Source organism: Phycisphaerales bacterium, assembly GCA_020852515.1.
Taxonomy (GTDB): domain Bacteria; phylum Planctomycetota; class Phycisphaerae; order Phycisphaerales; family UBA5793; genus UBA5793.
This window is the reverse complement of the sequence record JADZAS010000025.1, coordinates 1-15,276: the sequence shown is the minus strand read 5'-3', so window position 1 is coordinate 15,276 and position 15,276 is coordinate 1. Positions and strand designations below refer to the sequence as shown.

The following is a 15,276-nucleotide window of genomic DNA, read 5'->3' as shown; positions in this document are numbered from 1 at the left end:
ATGTCAAAGAAACGACTTGGCTTTACACTCATCGAGCTGCTGGTGGTCATCGCGATCATCGCGCTGCTCATCGGCCTGCTGCTGCCCGCTCTGGCGCGTGCCCGCAAGACCGCCCGCGCAATGCAGTGCTCCTCGCAGCAGCGCGACATCCAGAAGGGCATGGTCTTCTACGGCGACGCCCACAACGATGAGTACCCCGTGCCCGAGAAGATCAACCTCGCGCACGCGCAGAGCACCGCCGAATTCGGCCACGGGAACAACTCCGTGGGCAACATCATGTCGGTGCTGATCTTCAACAAGCTGTTCGATCCCAAGTTCGCCGTGGATCCCGCTGAAGTCAACCCGAACATCCGCGCCAAGGTGGGCTACGACTTCGCCACCGACAAGAACGACCCCGAAACCAAGGGCGCGTGGGACCGGACCTTCGGCGGCAATTATCTCGACGACTGGGCCGCCCTCCGCGAGTGCAACAACTCCTATGCGATGATGCAGCTCACCGGCAGGCGCCTCCGCACCCAGTGGAAGGCCTCCAGCCTGGACGGCAATTACGCGGTTCTGAGCGATCGCGGCGTCCGCGACGGCAAGCACTCCGAACCCACGCTCGCCCACCTCGTCCACGGCACCAATCGCCGATGGACCGGAAATGTCGCCTACAACGACAATCACGTCGATCGCATGAGCGAGCGCTTCGAGAACGACAACCAGACCATCGACCACCAGGCGGATATGGCGTTCGTGCCGGAAGGCGTCTACTACTTCGACCCGAACCTCGGCGGCGGCACGCCCCCGGCAGGCGCGCAGGTCCCGGACAACATCTTCAAGCTCGACCAGACCGACGAGGATCTCGACATCAAACTCGGCTACTGGATCGACCAGGAAGTTGTCAACCGCTTCCGCGTTCGTGAAATCTTCGATCCGCTCGTGGAGCCGTAAGCCCTAAGGCGCATCGACGTCGATTTTCATGCAACCAACGGCAGGCCGGGCTATGACGCCCGGCCTGCCTCGTTTCTGGCCTCGTTTGAGCGTCGGCACAGGTTTTTCCCTTGACGCACGCAACAGATTCGCTATATTTGACGTATGGTTATCTGTTCGGACGACCCAATCCGAACGGTTTGGACGGTTCAGGGGCTCAGCAGCATCCGCATTCATTCTTCATCATTCAGGGACACATTCACGCCCTTCCCTGACCCCCGCCGTCGACAATCCGCCGTTCTCTCTGACTCGCTGCCGCGATTCGGCATGCCTCGGCGTGTTTTCCGCTGATTCTGCTGTGCCGCAGTCTGAGAGGCTCGATGAGCACCTCATCCCTCGAGTTTTCTGATGCACCGGATGGTCCGGAGCATCGTGTTCAGGCATTGGCTTTGGATTCCATCCATTCATCATTCAAAGGAGCAAGCCATGCATCGTGTTTTCCGTTCCAGAGGGTTTACCCTCATCGAGCTGCTGGTGGTCATTGCCATCATCGCTCTGCTCATCGGCATTCTCTTGCCGGCACTGGCCCGTGCCCGCAACAATGCCAAGACCCTGACCTGCTCGACTCGTGTCAACCAGGTCCACAAGGGAATGGTGTTGTTCGCCAATGACTTCGGCGGCACCTATCCCAAACCCGCGAAGATCAGCCTCATCACGGCAAATGCGAACACTGGCGGGCTGAACGGGACGCCTCAAACCGGCAACTCGTCGGCCAACTTCTACTCGTACATGATCTTCAACACGTACTACTCGCCGGAAGTCGTGCTCTGCCCCGGCGACTCCAGCGCCAACACTCAGTTGAAGACCGACTACCGCTACGGCACGCAGGACGATCCGGGTTGGAACGACCAGTGGCTCTGGGACCCGGTGTTCGGTTGTGACGTTCAGACGACCGGCAAGCCTGCCAACGCGAGCTACGCAACTCTCGCCCCCGCCGGCAGCCGGTACAACGCCGAGTGGGCCGACAGCCTTAACGCGAACTACGCCGTCGTTTCCGACCGCGGCCCGCGCGACGGCATCCCGGACAAGAAGAGCCCGACCTATCTCTTCCACGGCGCTCGCACGACCTGGACCGGCAACGTCGGCTACAACGACGGCCACGTCTCCAACACCCAGGAGCAGACCGGCCTGGACAACGGCGGTCCCGGCCAGACCGAAGACCAGACCTACAAGGCCTTCGCACCTCCGGGCGTGACCTATCGCAACACCAACGTGCAGAAGGACCTGCTTGACAATCTCTTCAAGCAGCAGGACCCGATCATCAGCACCGGTGGCGGCAAGGACATCTGGCTGTGCATGTGGGGCACGTCCGCTGACGGCACCACCAGCCCGACCCAGTTCTGGGATCCCATTCAGTAATCCCTCACTTGTCTTGAGATCCGACTGCGGACTCAAGCGCAGGCGAAAACCACCAGGCCCGGCGATCCGTCGCCGGGCCTGTCTTTTTCCATTCCCGCCGCCGGAGCTTCAGGACGCCCCGCGCCGCGCTACGATTGCATCACCAACACAGGACCACCGGCGGACCGAGTCTGATGGCCAACGATCCAAACCGCCCCCCATTCGAACAGCCGCTGCTGCCGCTCGAAGCCGAAATCGAGCGACTCGAAGGCGATACGTCCGAACAGGGCGCCCAGCGCCTGGCGGCGCTGCGCCTCGAGCACCGCGATTCGCTCTCCGCCATCTACGCCGCGCTCGAGCCCTGGGACATCGTCAGCAGGGTCGCCCGCCACCCCAGGCGTCCGCAGTCAACGGATTACCTCCGCCGCATCTGCTCTGACTTTTGCCAGTTGCACGGCGATCGATGTTTCGGCGATGACCCCGCCATTCTCACTGGATTCGCCCGCATCGGCAAGTTCAAAGTCATGGTGGTGGCCCACCGCAAAGGCCGCGACACCAATGAGCGCATGCTCTGCAACTTCGGCTGCGCCCATCCGGAAGGCTACCGCAAGGCGCTCAAAAACATGCAGTTGGCTGAGAAGTTCGGCCTGCCGGTAGTCACGCTTGTAGACACGCCGGGGGCCTATCCCGGCCTCGGAGCCGAGGAACGTGGGCAGGCGGAGGCGATCGCCGTGAACCTGCGGGAGATGAGCCGCCTGCGCACCCCGATCGTGAGCGTGATCATCGGCGAGGGCGGTTCCGGCGGCGCGCTGGGCATCGCCGTGGCCGACCGGGTGGGGATGTTGCGGTATTCGTGGTATTCGGTGATCAGCCCCGAAGGCTGCGCGGCGATCCTGTGGAAGCAGGCCCGGCCGGACACCAATGCCGCCGCCGCCACCGCCCTGCACCTCACGGCCGAGGAGAATCTGCGGCTGGGCACCATCGACGAGATCGTCGATGAGCCGGTCGGCGGAGCCCACCGCGACCACGAGGCGGCCGCGGAGATCCTGCAGCGCTGGATCATCGACAAGATCACCGAACTGAAGCGGTTCAAGATCGAGAACCTGATCCGACGCCGCTACGAGCGTCTCAGACAGATCGGCTCGGTGCAGGAAACCGGCGGAGCCGCGTGAGGCTGCCCCGGCCCGGTGTAGCGCTGGTTTGACCCCTGATTTCGCTGCGTCTATTCTTTGCGGCCTCCGCCTGGAACGGGGGCCGGTTTCCCGGCTCTTATCCACAGAAGTGCGGGCTTTTCCACCTCTTGGAGAGCGGCAGCCGTGGCGAAGAAGAAGACCACTCGCAAAAAGACGGCTCGCACTCCAGCCAGCAAGTCCAAATCCCGCCGGACCGCGTCTGCGACCAAGCGCACCAAGACCAGCGCAACGAAAAAGAAGGCCAAAGCGTCAAGACGACCCTCCAGCAAGCCGCGATCGGCTGCAAAGGCCCCGAAGCGATCCAAGGGCAAGGCGGGCGCCCGCAAGAAGACCGCCGGCGCTCCTACAAAGCGGTCCAGCAAGCCCGCCGCAAAGGCGAAGGCGCCCGCCGCAGCCAAGACCCCCCGCAAGCGTTCGGCGGAGGCCAAGCCGGCCGCAGCGCCAAAGACGGCTCCCGGCGCCAAGGTCAGCCGCGCCGACAAGCCGGCCCCGGCGTCGGCCAAGCCGCGCACCGCGACCACCGGCGAGCGCAAGCCCGGGATGCTCGACCCGACGCCGACCCATCCCAATGACGAGGTCAATGCCCGCAACACCCCCGCCCGGCTCACCCGCAAGCAGCTGAATCACTTTCGCGAGTTGCTGCTCAAACGCCGCGCCGAACTGATCGGCGACGTGCAGGCCATGGAGTCGGGCGCGCTGCGCGGCGGAGGATCGGGCGACTCCGGCCACGCTCCAATGCACATGGCCGACGCCGGCTCGGACACCTACGACCAGGAGTTTGCTCTCCAACTGGCCGCCACCGAGCGCGAACTGCTCGAAGAGATCGACAAATCACTTGAGAACATCCAGGACGGGACGTATGGCATCTGCGAGGTCACCGGCAAGCCGATCAGTCTGCCGCGCCTCGAGGCCAAACCGTGGGCGAAGGTGTGCATCGAGGTGGCTCGCGAGCGCGACCGCTTCCATCGCTTCCGCCGCTGATTGCCGCCGCCCGCGCTGCAAGCATCGCTGCAGGAATTCGACGGGCGATGCCGACAAGCCTTCGTCCCTACCATCTGTCTCACATGGCCACTTCCAGAGATCAATCCCCGGCGGCGCAGTGCCCCGACACATCGCGGCCACCGGCCGGGCGTTCGCTGGCGTGCTGGCTGGCGCTGATCATCGTCGTGGCGCTGGGACTCTCGATCGATCTGGCCTCCAAGCAGCTCGCGTTCGCGCTGGTGGGTGATGAACCCGTCGTGCTGGACCGCGAGGTGATTCTCTCGAACCCGCATTGGAATCCACCGCCTGATGCGCACTACAAGGTGCTGCCGCGCCTGCTTGACCTGCACCTCGTACTCAATCGCGGCGCGGTCTTCGGAATCGGACCAGGCCAGCGGGCGTTCTTTGTCGTGTTCACGGTGCTGGCCGTCGCGATCGGGCTTTACGCTTTCGCCGCGCGAACCCGTCGAGGCGACTGGCTGGCCCACATCGCCATCGGCTGCATCCTCGCCGGAGCGGGGGGCAACCTCTTCGACCGCATCATGTTCGGCGCCGTGCGCGACTTCCTCAAGATCTTTCCCGACACCCACCTGCCGCTGGGCTGGCGCTGGCCGGGCGGCAACTCCGAGATCTTCCCATGGGTGTTCAACATCGCCGATGTGCTGCTGCTGACGGGCATCGGCCTGCTCATGCTGCGAATGAACCGCCAGGCCGCACCTGCCGACAAGGACGCCGCCGCAGCAGCGGCGCTCAATTCCCCCAGCGCAGCGACCGATGAACCGATTGACCGGACGTAACGACGGACTAGGCTTGTACATCATGCTCGACAGCCGCACCACCGCCACGACTGCCACGACGACCGCGACTCCTTCGCGGCGGTAATCGGCTGGTGCGCACGAAGAAGAGTTTTTGCGACGCACGGCCGATACCAGCCGTGCGTTGTTTGTTTTGACGCCCGCTCACACTCCCGACGCCCCAAAGCCCAGGCATGGCCATGCCTGGTCACTGAAGACTGAAGAAGGACCTTGACCATGCCTCGCATCACACTGCCCGATGGAAGCGTTCGAGAATACCCCGAGCCCGTCAGCGGCGCGCAGATCGCCGCATCCATCGGTCCGGGCCTGGCCAAGGCAGCCCTGGGCGTCAAGGTGGACGGAGAACTTCACGACCTCGGCTTCGTCATCGAGCGCGACGCCAAAGTCTCGATCGTGACCGAGAAATCACGCGATGGTCAGCCCGACCCTGATGCGCTCTACCTGCTGCGCCACTCGGCCGCACACGTCATGGCCGAAGCGATTCAGCGCCTCAAGCCCGGCACCCAACTCGTCTACGGCCCGCCCGTCGAGAACGGCTTCTACTACGACATGCGCTTTCCTGACGGCCAGAGCCTCAGCAGCGACGACTTCGCGCGGGTCGAAGAGATCATGGCCGAGATCATCAAGCAGAACCGCCCGTTCTCGCGCTACGAGATGCCGCTTGACCGCGGGATGAGCAAACTCAACGCCGAAGGCTCGAAATACAAGATCGACAACGCCCAGAAAGCAGTGCAAGCCGGCTCCGACTGCCTCTCCTTCTACGCCACGGGCCAACCCGGCCAGGACTGGGAAGACCTCTGCCGCGGACCGCACGTGCCCAGCACCGGCCGGATCGGCGCGTTCAAGATCATGTCCCTCGCCTCGTCCTACTGGCACGGCGACGAGAACAGCGACCGCCTCACCCGCGTGTACGGCACCGCCTTCGCCAATCAGAAGGACCTCGATCATCACCTCAAGATGCTCGAAGAGGCCCGCAAGCGCGACCATCGCGTCATCGGCAAGCAGCTGCGCCTCATCAGTCTCAGCGAAGACGTCGGCACCGGCCTCGTCCTCTGGCTGCCCAACGGCGCCATCATCAGACGCGAACTCGAGGAGTTCCTCCGCAAGGCTCGCACCGAGCGCGGCTTTGTCTGGGTCAATACGCCGCACATCGGCAAACTCAATCTCTATCGCACCAGCGGCCACTTCCCCTACTACGCCGACTCGCAGTTCCCGCCGCTCGTAGACGCCGAGGCGCTGAGCGGTTCGCTCATGGCGCACGGTGGCGGTTGCGGCTGCGCCGACGTTGCCAACGCCATGGCCTCGCCCGACGTGGACGGCTTCCTGCTCAAGCCGATGAACTGCCCGCACCACATCAAAGTCTACGAGGCGACCCAGCACAGTTACCGCGATCTGCCCGTCCGCCTCGCCGAGTTCGGCACCGTCTACCGCTATGAGCAGTCCGGCGAGTGCCACGGCATGACCCGCGTGCGCGGCTTCACCCAGGACGACTCGCACATCTTCTGCACTCCGGAGCAGTTGAGCCGCGAGATCGACATCGATCTCGAACTCGCCCGAATGGTTCTGGCCGAAATCGGCCTGAACGACTATCGCGTGCGCGTCGGACTGCGCGATCCGGCCAGCAGCAAGTACGTGGGTAGCGCCGAGAACTGGGCACTGGCCGAGAAAATCTGCATCGAAGCGGCCAGGGGCATGGGCGTTCCGATGACCATCGAGCCCGGCGAAGCGGCGTTCTACGGACCCAAGATCGACTTTGTCGCCAAAGACTCGATCGGCCGCGAGTGGCAACTCGGCACTGTGCAGGTCGATTACAACCTCCCCGAGCGCTTCGGGCTCAACTACATCGGCGCCGACAACGAAAGGCACCGCCCGATCATGATCCACTGCGCGCCCTTCGGCTCGCTCGAGCGCTTCATCGGCATTCTCATCGAGCACTTCGCCGGCGACTTCCCGCTCTGGCTCAGCCCCGAGCAGGTGCGCATCCTCAGCATCTCCGAAAAGTTCTCCGACTACGCCGGGAAGGTCAAGGCCGCCATCGACGCGGCCGGCGCGTTCCGCGTCCACCTCGACGAATCTCCCGAGCGCCTCCAGGCAAAGATCCGCCGGGCGACCGAGGAGAAAACGCCCTACATGCTCGTCGTCGGCGGCAAAGACGCCGAGGCCGGCACCGTGAGCATCCGCCACCGCACCGAAGGTGACCTCGGCAGCGTGCCGCTGGACCGCTTCGTCGCCATGCTCGCCGAGGAAGTCGCCAGCCACGGGCGAAGCACCATCGCCGCCGCGGCGCGCAGCGCCGGGGCGTGAATGCCGCCGCGCACGAACCGGCTGCATTTGTGCATCGCCCTTGCGCCGCTGCCCGATATCCTTTGCCGTCTGCACGGACGGGATTGCCATGCGCGTGAAGATCGATCAACTTGTCAGCGCGGCAGGGCTGCGCATCGTCCGCGGCGCTGCCGACCGGGAACTGGCCGACGTCACTGAAGACAGCCGCGCCGCCAGCCCTTCGTGTCTGTTCGTCGCCCGCAGCGGCGCTGCGGCCGACGGCCGCAAGTTCGTCGCCGACGCCCTGGCCAAAGGCGCCACGGCCGTGCTCAGCGAAGACGAGTCCATCGACGTCGGCTCCGCCACGCTGCTTGCGCCCGCCGACTCCGGCCGCCCCTACCGCGAAGTCATCGCCACCACCGCGGAGTGCTTCTTCGGGTCGCCCTCTTCGCATCTGACGCTCGTCGGCGTTACCGGCACCAACGGCAAGACCACCACGGCACATCTCCTGCAGCAGCTCATGGCCAGCGCCGGCTGGCACTGCGGCCTCATCGGAACCGTCATCACCGACGACGGCGCCGCCCGCGAGCCGGCGACGCTCACCACACCATCGTCGATCGACCTGAGTCGCCTGCTCAGCCGCATGGTCGCCAACCGCTGCTCGCAGGCGGTGATGGAAGTCTCGAGCCACGCGCTCGACCAGGGTCGCGCTGCCGCGCTGCACTTCGACGTGGGCGTCTTCACGAATCTCACCGGCGATCATCTCGACTACCACGGCTCGATGGAGGCCTACGCGCAGGCCAAGGCCAGACTCTTCCGCGCTCTGCCGCCTGGCGGCCTGGCGGTCATCAATGCCGACGATCCCGCGGCCGATGCGATGATCGAGGGCTGTCGTGCGGACATCCGGCGAACCCGCGTGACGGACAAATCCGAGACGCCGGCCGGCCGCGATGCCGTGGCGCGAGTGATGGCCCTGCACCCCACGCACACCAGCGCCGAGTTTCACGGGCCGTGGGGCGCCTTTGAAATCGACCTCCCGCTCATCGGCAGGCACAACGTGTCCAACGCGCTTCAGGCCACCTGCGTGGCGGCGTGGTGCGGCGTGTCGGTCGATTGCATCCGCGAGGCGCTCGCGCACTGCTCGGCCCCGCCCGGCCGCCTCGAACCGGTGCGCCATCCTCGATCGCCTTTTACCGTCTTCGTCGATTACGCCCACACCGACGACGCGATCGAGAACGTCCTGAATGCGGCCAGGCCCATCGTGCCCGATGGCGGCCGCCTCACGGTTGTGTTTGGCTGCGGCGGCGATCGCGACCGCACCAAGCGGCCGCGCATGGCCGCCGCAGCCTGCCGGCTGGCCGACCGCGTCGTTATAACCAGTGACAACCCGCGCACGGAAGATCCAGAGGCGATCGTGCGCGAAATCCTCGCTGGCGTCCCTGAGAACGCGGCCGGGAAGACGATCACCGAAGTCGATCGGCGCAAGGCGATCGTGCGCTGCCTCGCCGAAGCGCAGGCCAACGATCTGATCATCATCGCCGGCAAGGGACACGAGGACTACCAGATCATCGGGCGCACCAAGCATCCATTCGATGACCGGCTTGTGGCGCGGGCCACGCTGCAGGCCCGCTTCGGCGAGCCGGCGCAGCCGCAAGAGGCCGTGCCATGAGCGCCGCCGAATCCTTCTGGTCGCCCGAAGCCATTCGCGTGGCCGCCGGCGGCGGGCGCTGGCTGCATCGACCTGTCAACAGTCCGGCCGAGCCGCCGAGTCTCGCCGGCCTCTCGACCGACTCGCGCACCATCGGGCCGCGGCAGGTCTTTCTGGCGCTGTGCGGCGACAACTTCGACGGCCATGCGTTCCTCGCCGACGCTCTGGCCCGCGGCGCCGCCATGGCGATCATCGAAAAATCGCCGGCCAGTCTCGCGATGGCGCCGGCGGATTCGTACGTCCTGCTCGTCGATGACACGCTCAAGGCCCTGTCGCGCCTCGCGGCTTCGTATCGCCGCAGCCTCAAGTCCACGCGCTTCATCGGCGTGACCGGCTCGAGCGGCAAGACGACGACTAAGCAGATGCTCAGCGCAGTGCTCGGCGAAAAGTTCCGCGTGACCTCCAGCCCCAAGAGTTTCAACAACCACATCGGCGTGCCGCTCACCGTGCTCGCCGCCGCGCCCCGGGACCAGTGCGTCATCTGCGAGATCGGCACGAACCACCCCGGCGAGATCGCCGCTCTCGCCGCCATCGTCGAACCGGACATCGGCGTGATCACCGGCATCGGCCGCGTGCACCTCGAAGGGCTCGGCTCGATCGAAGGCGTGGCCAACGAGAAAGCAGCGCTGCTCCAGGCACTCGCGCACGGCGGCTGGGCGGCCGTCAACATCGACGAGCCCGCCATCCTCCCCCACGTCGAGAACATGCAGCGCGGCATCACCTTCGGCTTCTCCACCGACGCCGACCTGCGCATCGCCGAATGCTCCGTCGGGCAAGACGGCACGGAGTTCGCACTCAACGATCGCAGCCGATGGAACATCACGCTCTACGGCCTGCACCACGCATCGAACGCCACGGCGGCGATCGCCGTGGGCCGCCGCTGCGGACTTGCCGACGCGCAGATCCAGTCCGGCCTGCTCAGGCTCGAGCCCCCCGACATGCGATTCACGCGCCACCGACTCGCCCAGCGCGTCGAACTCTTCGACGACTCATACAACGCCAACCCCGACTCGATGCGGGCCTCCATCCGGACGTTCCGCTCGCTCGCCGCCGCGTCAGGCGGCCGCACCGTGGTGGTTCTGGGCGACATGTTCGAACTCGGCGCGCTGAGCAAGCAGGCCCATGTGCAGGTGGCCGAAGAAATCGCCGACGAGTCGCAGGGCCTGGCGCTGCCTGATCTGGCGGTTCTCGTGGGGACGCGCATGCGAGGCGCGTTCGACTGGCTCGGCGAGCACGCCCCCGCCGTTGCCGCCGTCCACGTGGAACAGATCGACGCTCAGAGCCTTGGCGAAATCGTGCAACTCATCGAGCCGGGCGATCGCGTGCTGGTTAAGGGCTCGCGCGCCATGCGGCTCGAACGCGTCGCCGCGGCCATTCGCGAGCGGTTCTCGCCGCTCGTGCCCCGGCCGGGCGCTCCAGCCAGAGCCGGCCGATTGTGAGATTCCCAACGGCTGTCGCCCCGCCTCGTCGATAAACCCCCTGCGGCCGACCCCGATCAGCACTGATCGCCACCGAGGCCCATTCGCTTCAACATGATCGTCGCCCTGCTCAACCTGATTCGAAAGTGGCTCGAAGAGCACGGCCTCTACGGCTACGTGCGCATTTTCGATCGCGTGGACTTTCGCGCCATCGCCGCAGTCATCGTGTCCTTCCTGCTCGTCGTCCTGCTCGGCCGGCCGGTCATCCGCTGGCTGCTGCGCCAAAAGGTTGGCGACGCGCCCGAGTTTTACAACGCCGATCTGAACCGCCTCATGGCTCAGAAAGCCAACACGCCCACCATGGGCGGCGTGCTCATCGCCGGCTCCATCTTCATCTCCACCGTCCTGCTGGCTGATCTGAGCGTCTACATCAATCTCGGCCTCATGCTGCTCGTCGGCCTGGCCGTGCTCGGCGGTATCGACGACTGGCTCAAACTCACCAACGCCCGCCGCGGCCAGGGCGCCCGCGAAGGCCTGCACGCGTGGGAAAAACTGCTCTTCCAGCTCGGCTTCGCCTTCCTCGCCGGATTCTTCGTCTACCGCAACGGTGCCGAGCCCCTGGCGCACAGTTTCCCGGCTCTGCCGCTGGTGCGTTCCTACACGCCCGGCACGAACCAGCCCGAGATGCTCTTTCAGATGAACGCGCTGGGCTTCACGCTGCTGGCGATGATGATGATCGCCGGCTCGTCCAACGCTGTGAATCTCACTGACGGCATGGACGGCCTGGCCAGCGGCATCTCGATCATCTGTGCCTTCTCGCTCATGATCCTCTGCGGCGTGGCGGGCTCGGAACCCGTCGCCAAGCAGCTGCTCATGCCCTACATCCCCTTCAGCAATGAACTGGCCGTCATGGCCGGCGCCATGGCGGGCGCCTGCCTCGGCTTCCTCTGGTACAACTGCTCGCCGGCCCAAGTGTTCATGGGCGACACCGGATCGCTGGCGCTGGGCGGGCTCATGGCCTACATCGCCGTCGTCATCCGCCAGGAGTTCCTGCTGCTCATTATCGGCGGCATCTTCTACCTTGAGATCTTCAGCGTCGTGCTCCAGGTCGGCTACTTCAAGATGACCGGCGGCAAGCGCATCTTCCGCTGCTCGCCGATCCACCACCACTTCCACCTCGGCGGCTGGACCGAACAGCAGGTCGTCGTGCGCTTCTGGCTGCTTTCGGCGATTCTCGCTGCGTTGGCGCTGGCGACCATCCGACTGCGCTGAACTCGCGCATCGCCATCCCCTATCCTTTGACCCGTGCCCGAAGTTGCCGAACTCGTCGAGCAGCATCCGGAACTCCGGCTCCGTCCGATCGCGACGCAGGAGATCCACGCGCATAACGGCGTGACGTGGACCGAAGAACCCGGCGCGTACGAGTGGTGGGAAATCAGCGCCATCGATGCGAAGGGATCGGGCCTGCTGTGCACGCTGCACCTGGGCAACGCCTTCGATCCTGTGTATCGCCGGCACGTGCGGCAACTCCGCGCGGGCCGGTTCATCGATGCCTCGCTCGGCCGCAAGAGCGCGACGGCGGCGATATCCGTCGCCGTGTTTCAAAACGGCCGCCGCGTCGCGCGATCCCACGTCGCCGTCGACCCAGCCGGCGTGCGCGAGACGCCCGTCGCCCGCGGCTGGACGCTGCGCCTGGGCGGCACTCTGCTCGCCGCAGATGGAGACGGCTGGCGCCTGCACCTTGACGTCCCGCGGACGACCTCCGCCTGGCGCCTCCTGCTCGGCGGGCCGGCCCGCACCGCCGGCCGCATCACCGCCGACATCTCCTTGCAGCCGCGCTTTCACACCTCGACGTTCTGGCGCGGCCTGCTGCCCGATTCTCCAAGCGGCGCCGTGCACGAGTGGCTGCCCGCCTGCCCCTCCGCCGCCGTCAGCGGAAACATCCGATGGTCCGGCACCGAGAACGGCTCGCTCGATCTGCAAAACGCCGGCGGATCGCTCGACCACTTCCGCGGCTCGGGTCCGATCGGCGAGGGCATCCGCCGCTACTTCATCGCTCGAACCGCGTGGCCCGGCGGAGCGGCACTGGGCGAACTGGTCATCATTCGCAAGTACATTCAACTGGCTCCGACGCTGATGATCTTCGCCGACGGGCAGCCGCCGCGCATCATCCGCGGCGACCGGACGCCCCGCGCCGACTTCCAGCGCTCGGCGTGGTTGCTGGGCTATCCGCTGTTGCTGGGCTGGATCAGCGAGAGCCAGGCCGCAACCGTCGAGCACCACGTCAACCGCCTCGCCGACGCCTCGCCTTGTCGCATCACGGCGATCAGCCGGTGCAGCATCCGCGTCGAAAGCGCTGCGCGGGAGATCCGTTTCGATGAGCACGCGGGCATGGTGCAACTCATTCAGCCGCCTCGCATCGACGCGTGGCCGTGGCGCTGGTGGTGCGGCCCGGCCGCGGGCGAGTGATTCAGTCACACCGGCGAGCCGAGGGCAGGCAGCCCCGCCGGCACATCCTCTCGCGATGCTTGCGGCTGGGTGTCCGGCGCCGTCCGCCGGTCCATGCCCACGAGCAGACCGAGACACGCAGCGGTGAGCATCCAGCCCGTGCCGCCCGAAGAGAGCAGCGGCAGCGCGATGCCCTTGGTCGGCGCCAGGCCGGTGACGACCATCAGGTTGATCACCGCCTGCATGCCGATGGTCGCCGCGATGCCAAGGCCGACGAATCGGCACAGCGCATCGCTCTGCCTGCGAATGACCTGCGCCGCAGCGAGCAGCAAGGTGAGATAGAGGAACACGACCAGCGCCGCGCCGAAGATGCCGAGTTCCTCGCAGATCACCGCAAAGAGAAAGTCCGTCGTGTCTTCGGGCAGGTAGCCGAACTTGTACACGCCGTGCCCGAGGCCGCGGCCGGTGATGTGCCCTTCGGCGACGGCGACCATCGACTGGATCATGTGATAGCCCGTGTCCTGCGGGTCGGCGTACGGGTTGAGGAACGACTCGATGCGGTTCATGCGGTACTCGCTCGTGAGCACCGCGGCCGCGACGCCGGCCACCGGCAGCGGAAAGAGAATGCCGATGTGCCACCACCTCGCCCCGCCGGCGAACAGCAGAAACAGGGCGACCGCGCCGATGAGAACCGCCGTGCCGAGATCTTCGAGCACGATCAACCCGCACACGAGCATGGTGATGACCAGCGCCGGCACCAGGCCGGACCAGAACTGCCGCATGCGTTCGGCGCCGAGATGAACGACGTACGACGCAACGACGATGACCATCGCCCACTTGGCCAGTTCGCTCGGCTGGAACGACAGCCGCCACGACGCCGGGCCGAGATAGACCCAGCGGCGGGCGCCGTTGACTTCCTTGCCGATGCCGCCGACGTAGACGAGACAGAGGCAGACGATCGAGAGCAGCAGCAGCCACGTGGCGGGCGTCGCGATGATGCGATTGGCCGGGCTGATGCCCCGGCTCGTCGGCCCGCGCAGCCACTGGACGGGAAAGCACGATGCGGCGAACATGAGCCCCACCGCCGCGAGGGCGTAGATCATCGACCGGCCGGTGAGCATGCCCTCGAAGGACACGGCCCGCTCAGCGTCGATGGTCAGGCCGGCACTGGTCACCATGACGATGCCCAGCGTGAGCAGCGCGATGACGCAGATGATGATCGTCTGACCCGGGCGCAGCATTGCTCTGTTCATCGGAAAGGCGGCTTGGGCGACTGCAAGAGTGGAGGTGGCTGAAGGGGTGAGGGGGTGACGGGTGAGTGGGTGATGGGGTGAGTGGGTGATGGGGAAGGGATCGAGAGATCGAGTGATCGAGGCAGCGAGGGGATGAACAACGCCGGGGCATGGCCATGCCTGGGGCGCCGTCGCGGCGGGTTGGGGCGTTGGAGCGCGTCATCACCTGATACCGATACGCGTGCGCTGGCGTGCGCGGCGGGGCTTGATTTTGCGATGTGAGTGCGGGGGCGAGGCGCGGCGCAGTGGACGGCCATTCAAGAATTGTGCCGGGTGGCGCGGGCGGCAGGCGCGATTTTCAGAAATGTGCGAGGCAAATCGCGTGCCAACACGGGCGCGCACCGGGTTAAGCGCGCGCCGTGCGCACGGGAGCGATTCTGTGCGCTGGTTTTCGAGCAGCGCTGTGCGCGCCATGACGCTCATTTTGCCCAGAGCGCCAAATGCTCGCGGCTTTTGGGCGATTTTCGTCGATTTTCATTTTTCTGGAGGGGGTGCAGGTGAGTTTTAATCCGTTTTTTTGCGTTTCTGGCGATGTCGCGCACAAGTCGCTCCTGACCCGGTGCGCTGGCGCGCGGGGGGCGAATTCTCTCACCACAAAGGGCACGAAGAGCACGAAGGGGCACGAAGAGTGAGGGGATGAGGGGGTGAAGGGGCGACGGGCAGAAGGGGTGAGGAGGAAAGGCACCGAGGCAGGGAGGGACCGAGGCATCGATCGCATGGGCCACCTTCGCCGGTGGTGGCGGCTACCATTCGTCGTTGGTCAAGCGGACGGCGGCGCTGGCTCTTGGAACACACGTTTCGGCGGCGCGGCCGGCCGCGGAAGGCGGCAACGGCATGAGCAGACCTGAT

At 65.8% G+C, this 15,276-nt stretch carries 11 protein-coding genes; 10 read left to right on the top strand and 1 reads right to left on the bottom strand.

The window, feature by feature from the left end; translation table 11 throughout:
• From IT430_16050 to IT430_16005, 10 genes are all read left to right on the top strand, one after another.
• Window positions 1-933 (top strand): prepilin-type N-terminal cleavage/methylation domain-containing protein, encoded by a 933-nt coding sequence (locus IT430_16050; protein MCC6909454.1) that lies wholly within the window; start codon window positions 1-3, stop codon window positions 931-933.
• Window positions 934-1,398: 465 nt separating this feature from the next.
• Window positions 1,399-2,331: a prepilin-type N-terminal cleavage/methylation domain-containing protein gene (locus tag IT430_16045; protein ID MCC6909453.1), complete on the top strand. Its 933-nt coding sequence runs from the start codon at window positions 1,399-1,401 to the stop codon at window positions 2,329-2,331.
• Window positions 2,332-2,504: 173 nt separating this feature from the next.
• Window positions 2,505-3,482 carry an acetyl-CoA carboxylase carboxyltransferase subunit alpha gene (locus tag IT430_16040; protein ID MCC6909452.1) on the top strand — a complete coding sequence of 326 codons (978 nt, stop codon included), beginning with the start codon at window positions 2,505-2,507 and terminating at the stop codon, window positions 3,480-3,482.
• Window positions 3,483-3,626: 144 nt separating this feature from the next.
• On the top strand, window positions 3,627-4,484 hold the full coding sequence (locus IT430_16035) for a TraR/DksA family transcriptional regulator (GenBank protein ID MCC6909451.1): 858 nt from the start codon (window positions 3,627-3,629) through the stop codon (window positions 4,482-4,484).
• An 83-nt stretch (window positions 4,485-4,567) separates the two neighbouring features.
• Window positions 4,568-5,281 carry a signal peptidase II gene (locus IT430_16030; protein MCC6909450.1) on the top strand — a complete coding sequence of 238 codons (714 nt, stop codon included), beginning with the start codon at window positions 4,568-4,570 and terminating at the stop codon, window positions 5,279-5,281.
• Between the two features lie 234 nt (window positions 5,282-5,515).
• Window positions 5,516-7,603: a threonine--tRNA ligase gene (thrS, locus tag IT430_16025; protein ID MCC6909449.1), complete on the top strand. Its 2,088-nt coding sequence runs from the start codon at window positions 5,516-5,518 to the stop codon at window positions 7,601-7,603.
• Window positions 7,604-7,691: 88 nt separating this feature from the next.
• On the top strand, window positions 7,692-9,230 hold the full coding sequence (locus IT430_16020) for a UDP-N-acetylmuramoyl-L-alanyl-D-glutamate--2,6-diaminopimelate ligase (protein MCC6909448.1): 1,539 nt from the start codon (window positions 7,692-7,694) through the stop codon (window positions 9,228-9,230).
• Window positions 9,227-10,708 (top strand): UDP-N-acetylmuramoyl-tripeptide--D-alanyl-D-alanine ligase, encoded by a 1,482-nt coding sequence (locus IT430_16015; protein MCC6909447.1) that lies wholly within the window; start codon window positions 9,227-9,229, stop codon window positions 10,706-10,708. Before IT430_16020 ends, IT430_16015 begins: the two co-directional genes overlap by 4 nt.
• 93 nt (window positions 10,709-10,801) lie before the next feature.
• Window positions 10,802-11,959: a phospho-N-acetylmuramoyl-pentapeptide-transferase gene (gene mraY / locus IT430_16010; protein ID MCC6909446.1), complete on the top strand. Its 1,158-nt coding sequence runs from the start codon at window positions 10,802-10,804 to the stop codon at window positions 11,957-11,959.
• Window positions 11,960-11,992: 33 nt separating this feature from the next.
• Window positions 11,993-13,156: a hypothetical protein gene (locus tag IT430_16005; protein MCC6909445.1), complete on the top strand. Its 1,164-nt coding sequence runs from the start codon at window positions 11,993-11,995 to the stop codon at window positions 13,154-13,156.
• A 5-nt stretch (window positions 13,157-13,161) separates the two neighbouring features.
• On the opposite strand, the gene IT430_16000 is transcribed toward IT430_16005, so the two are convergent.
• Window positions 13,162-14,388, bottom strand: a complete 1,227-nt coding sequence (locus tag IT430_16000; protein ID MCC6909444.1) for a cell division protein FtsW — start codon at window positions 14,386-14,388, stop codon at window positions 13,162-13,164.
• Window positions 14,389-15,276 lie beyond the last annotated feature (888 nt).

Bases quoted from the DNA above. Each gene is read 5' to 3' on its own strand.
- IT430_16050 (MCC6909454.1), top strand. From the start codon at position 1: ATGTCAAAGAAACGACTTGGCTTTACACTCATCGAGCTGCTGGTGGTC.
- IT430_16045 (MCC6909453.1), top strand. From the start codon at position 1,399: ATGCATCGTGTTTTCCGTTCCAGAGGGTTTACCCTCATCGAGCTGCTG.
- IT430_16040 (MCC6909452.1), top strand. From the start codon at position 2,505: ATGGCCAACGATCCAAACCGCCCCCCATTCGAACAGCCGCTGCTGCCG.
- IT430_16030 (MCC6909450.1), top strand. From the start codon at position 4,568: ATGGCCACTTCCAGAGATCAATCCCCGGCGGCGCAGTGCCCCGACACA.
- thrS (MCC6909449.1), top strand. From the start codon at position 5,516: ATGCCTCGCATCACACTGCCCGATGGAAGCGTTCGAGAATACCCCGAG.
- IT430_16020 (MCC6909448.1), top strand. From the start codon at position 7,692: ATGCGCGTGAAGATCGATCAACTTGTCAGCGCGGCAGGGCTGCGCATC.
- IT430_16015 (MCC6909447.1), top strand. From the start codon at position 9,227: ATGAGCGCCGCCGAATCCTTCTGGTCGCCCGAAGCCATTCGCGTGGCC.
- mraY (MCC6909446.1), top strand. From the start codon at position 10,802: ATGATCGTCGCCCTGCTCAACCTGATTCGAAAGTGGCTCGAAGAGCAC.
- IT430_16000 (MCC6909444.1), bottom strand. From the start codon at position 14,388: ATGAACAGAGCAATGCTGCGCCCGGGTCAGACGATCATCATCTGCGTC.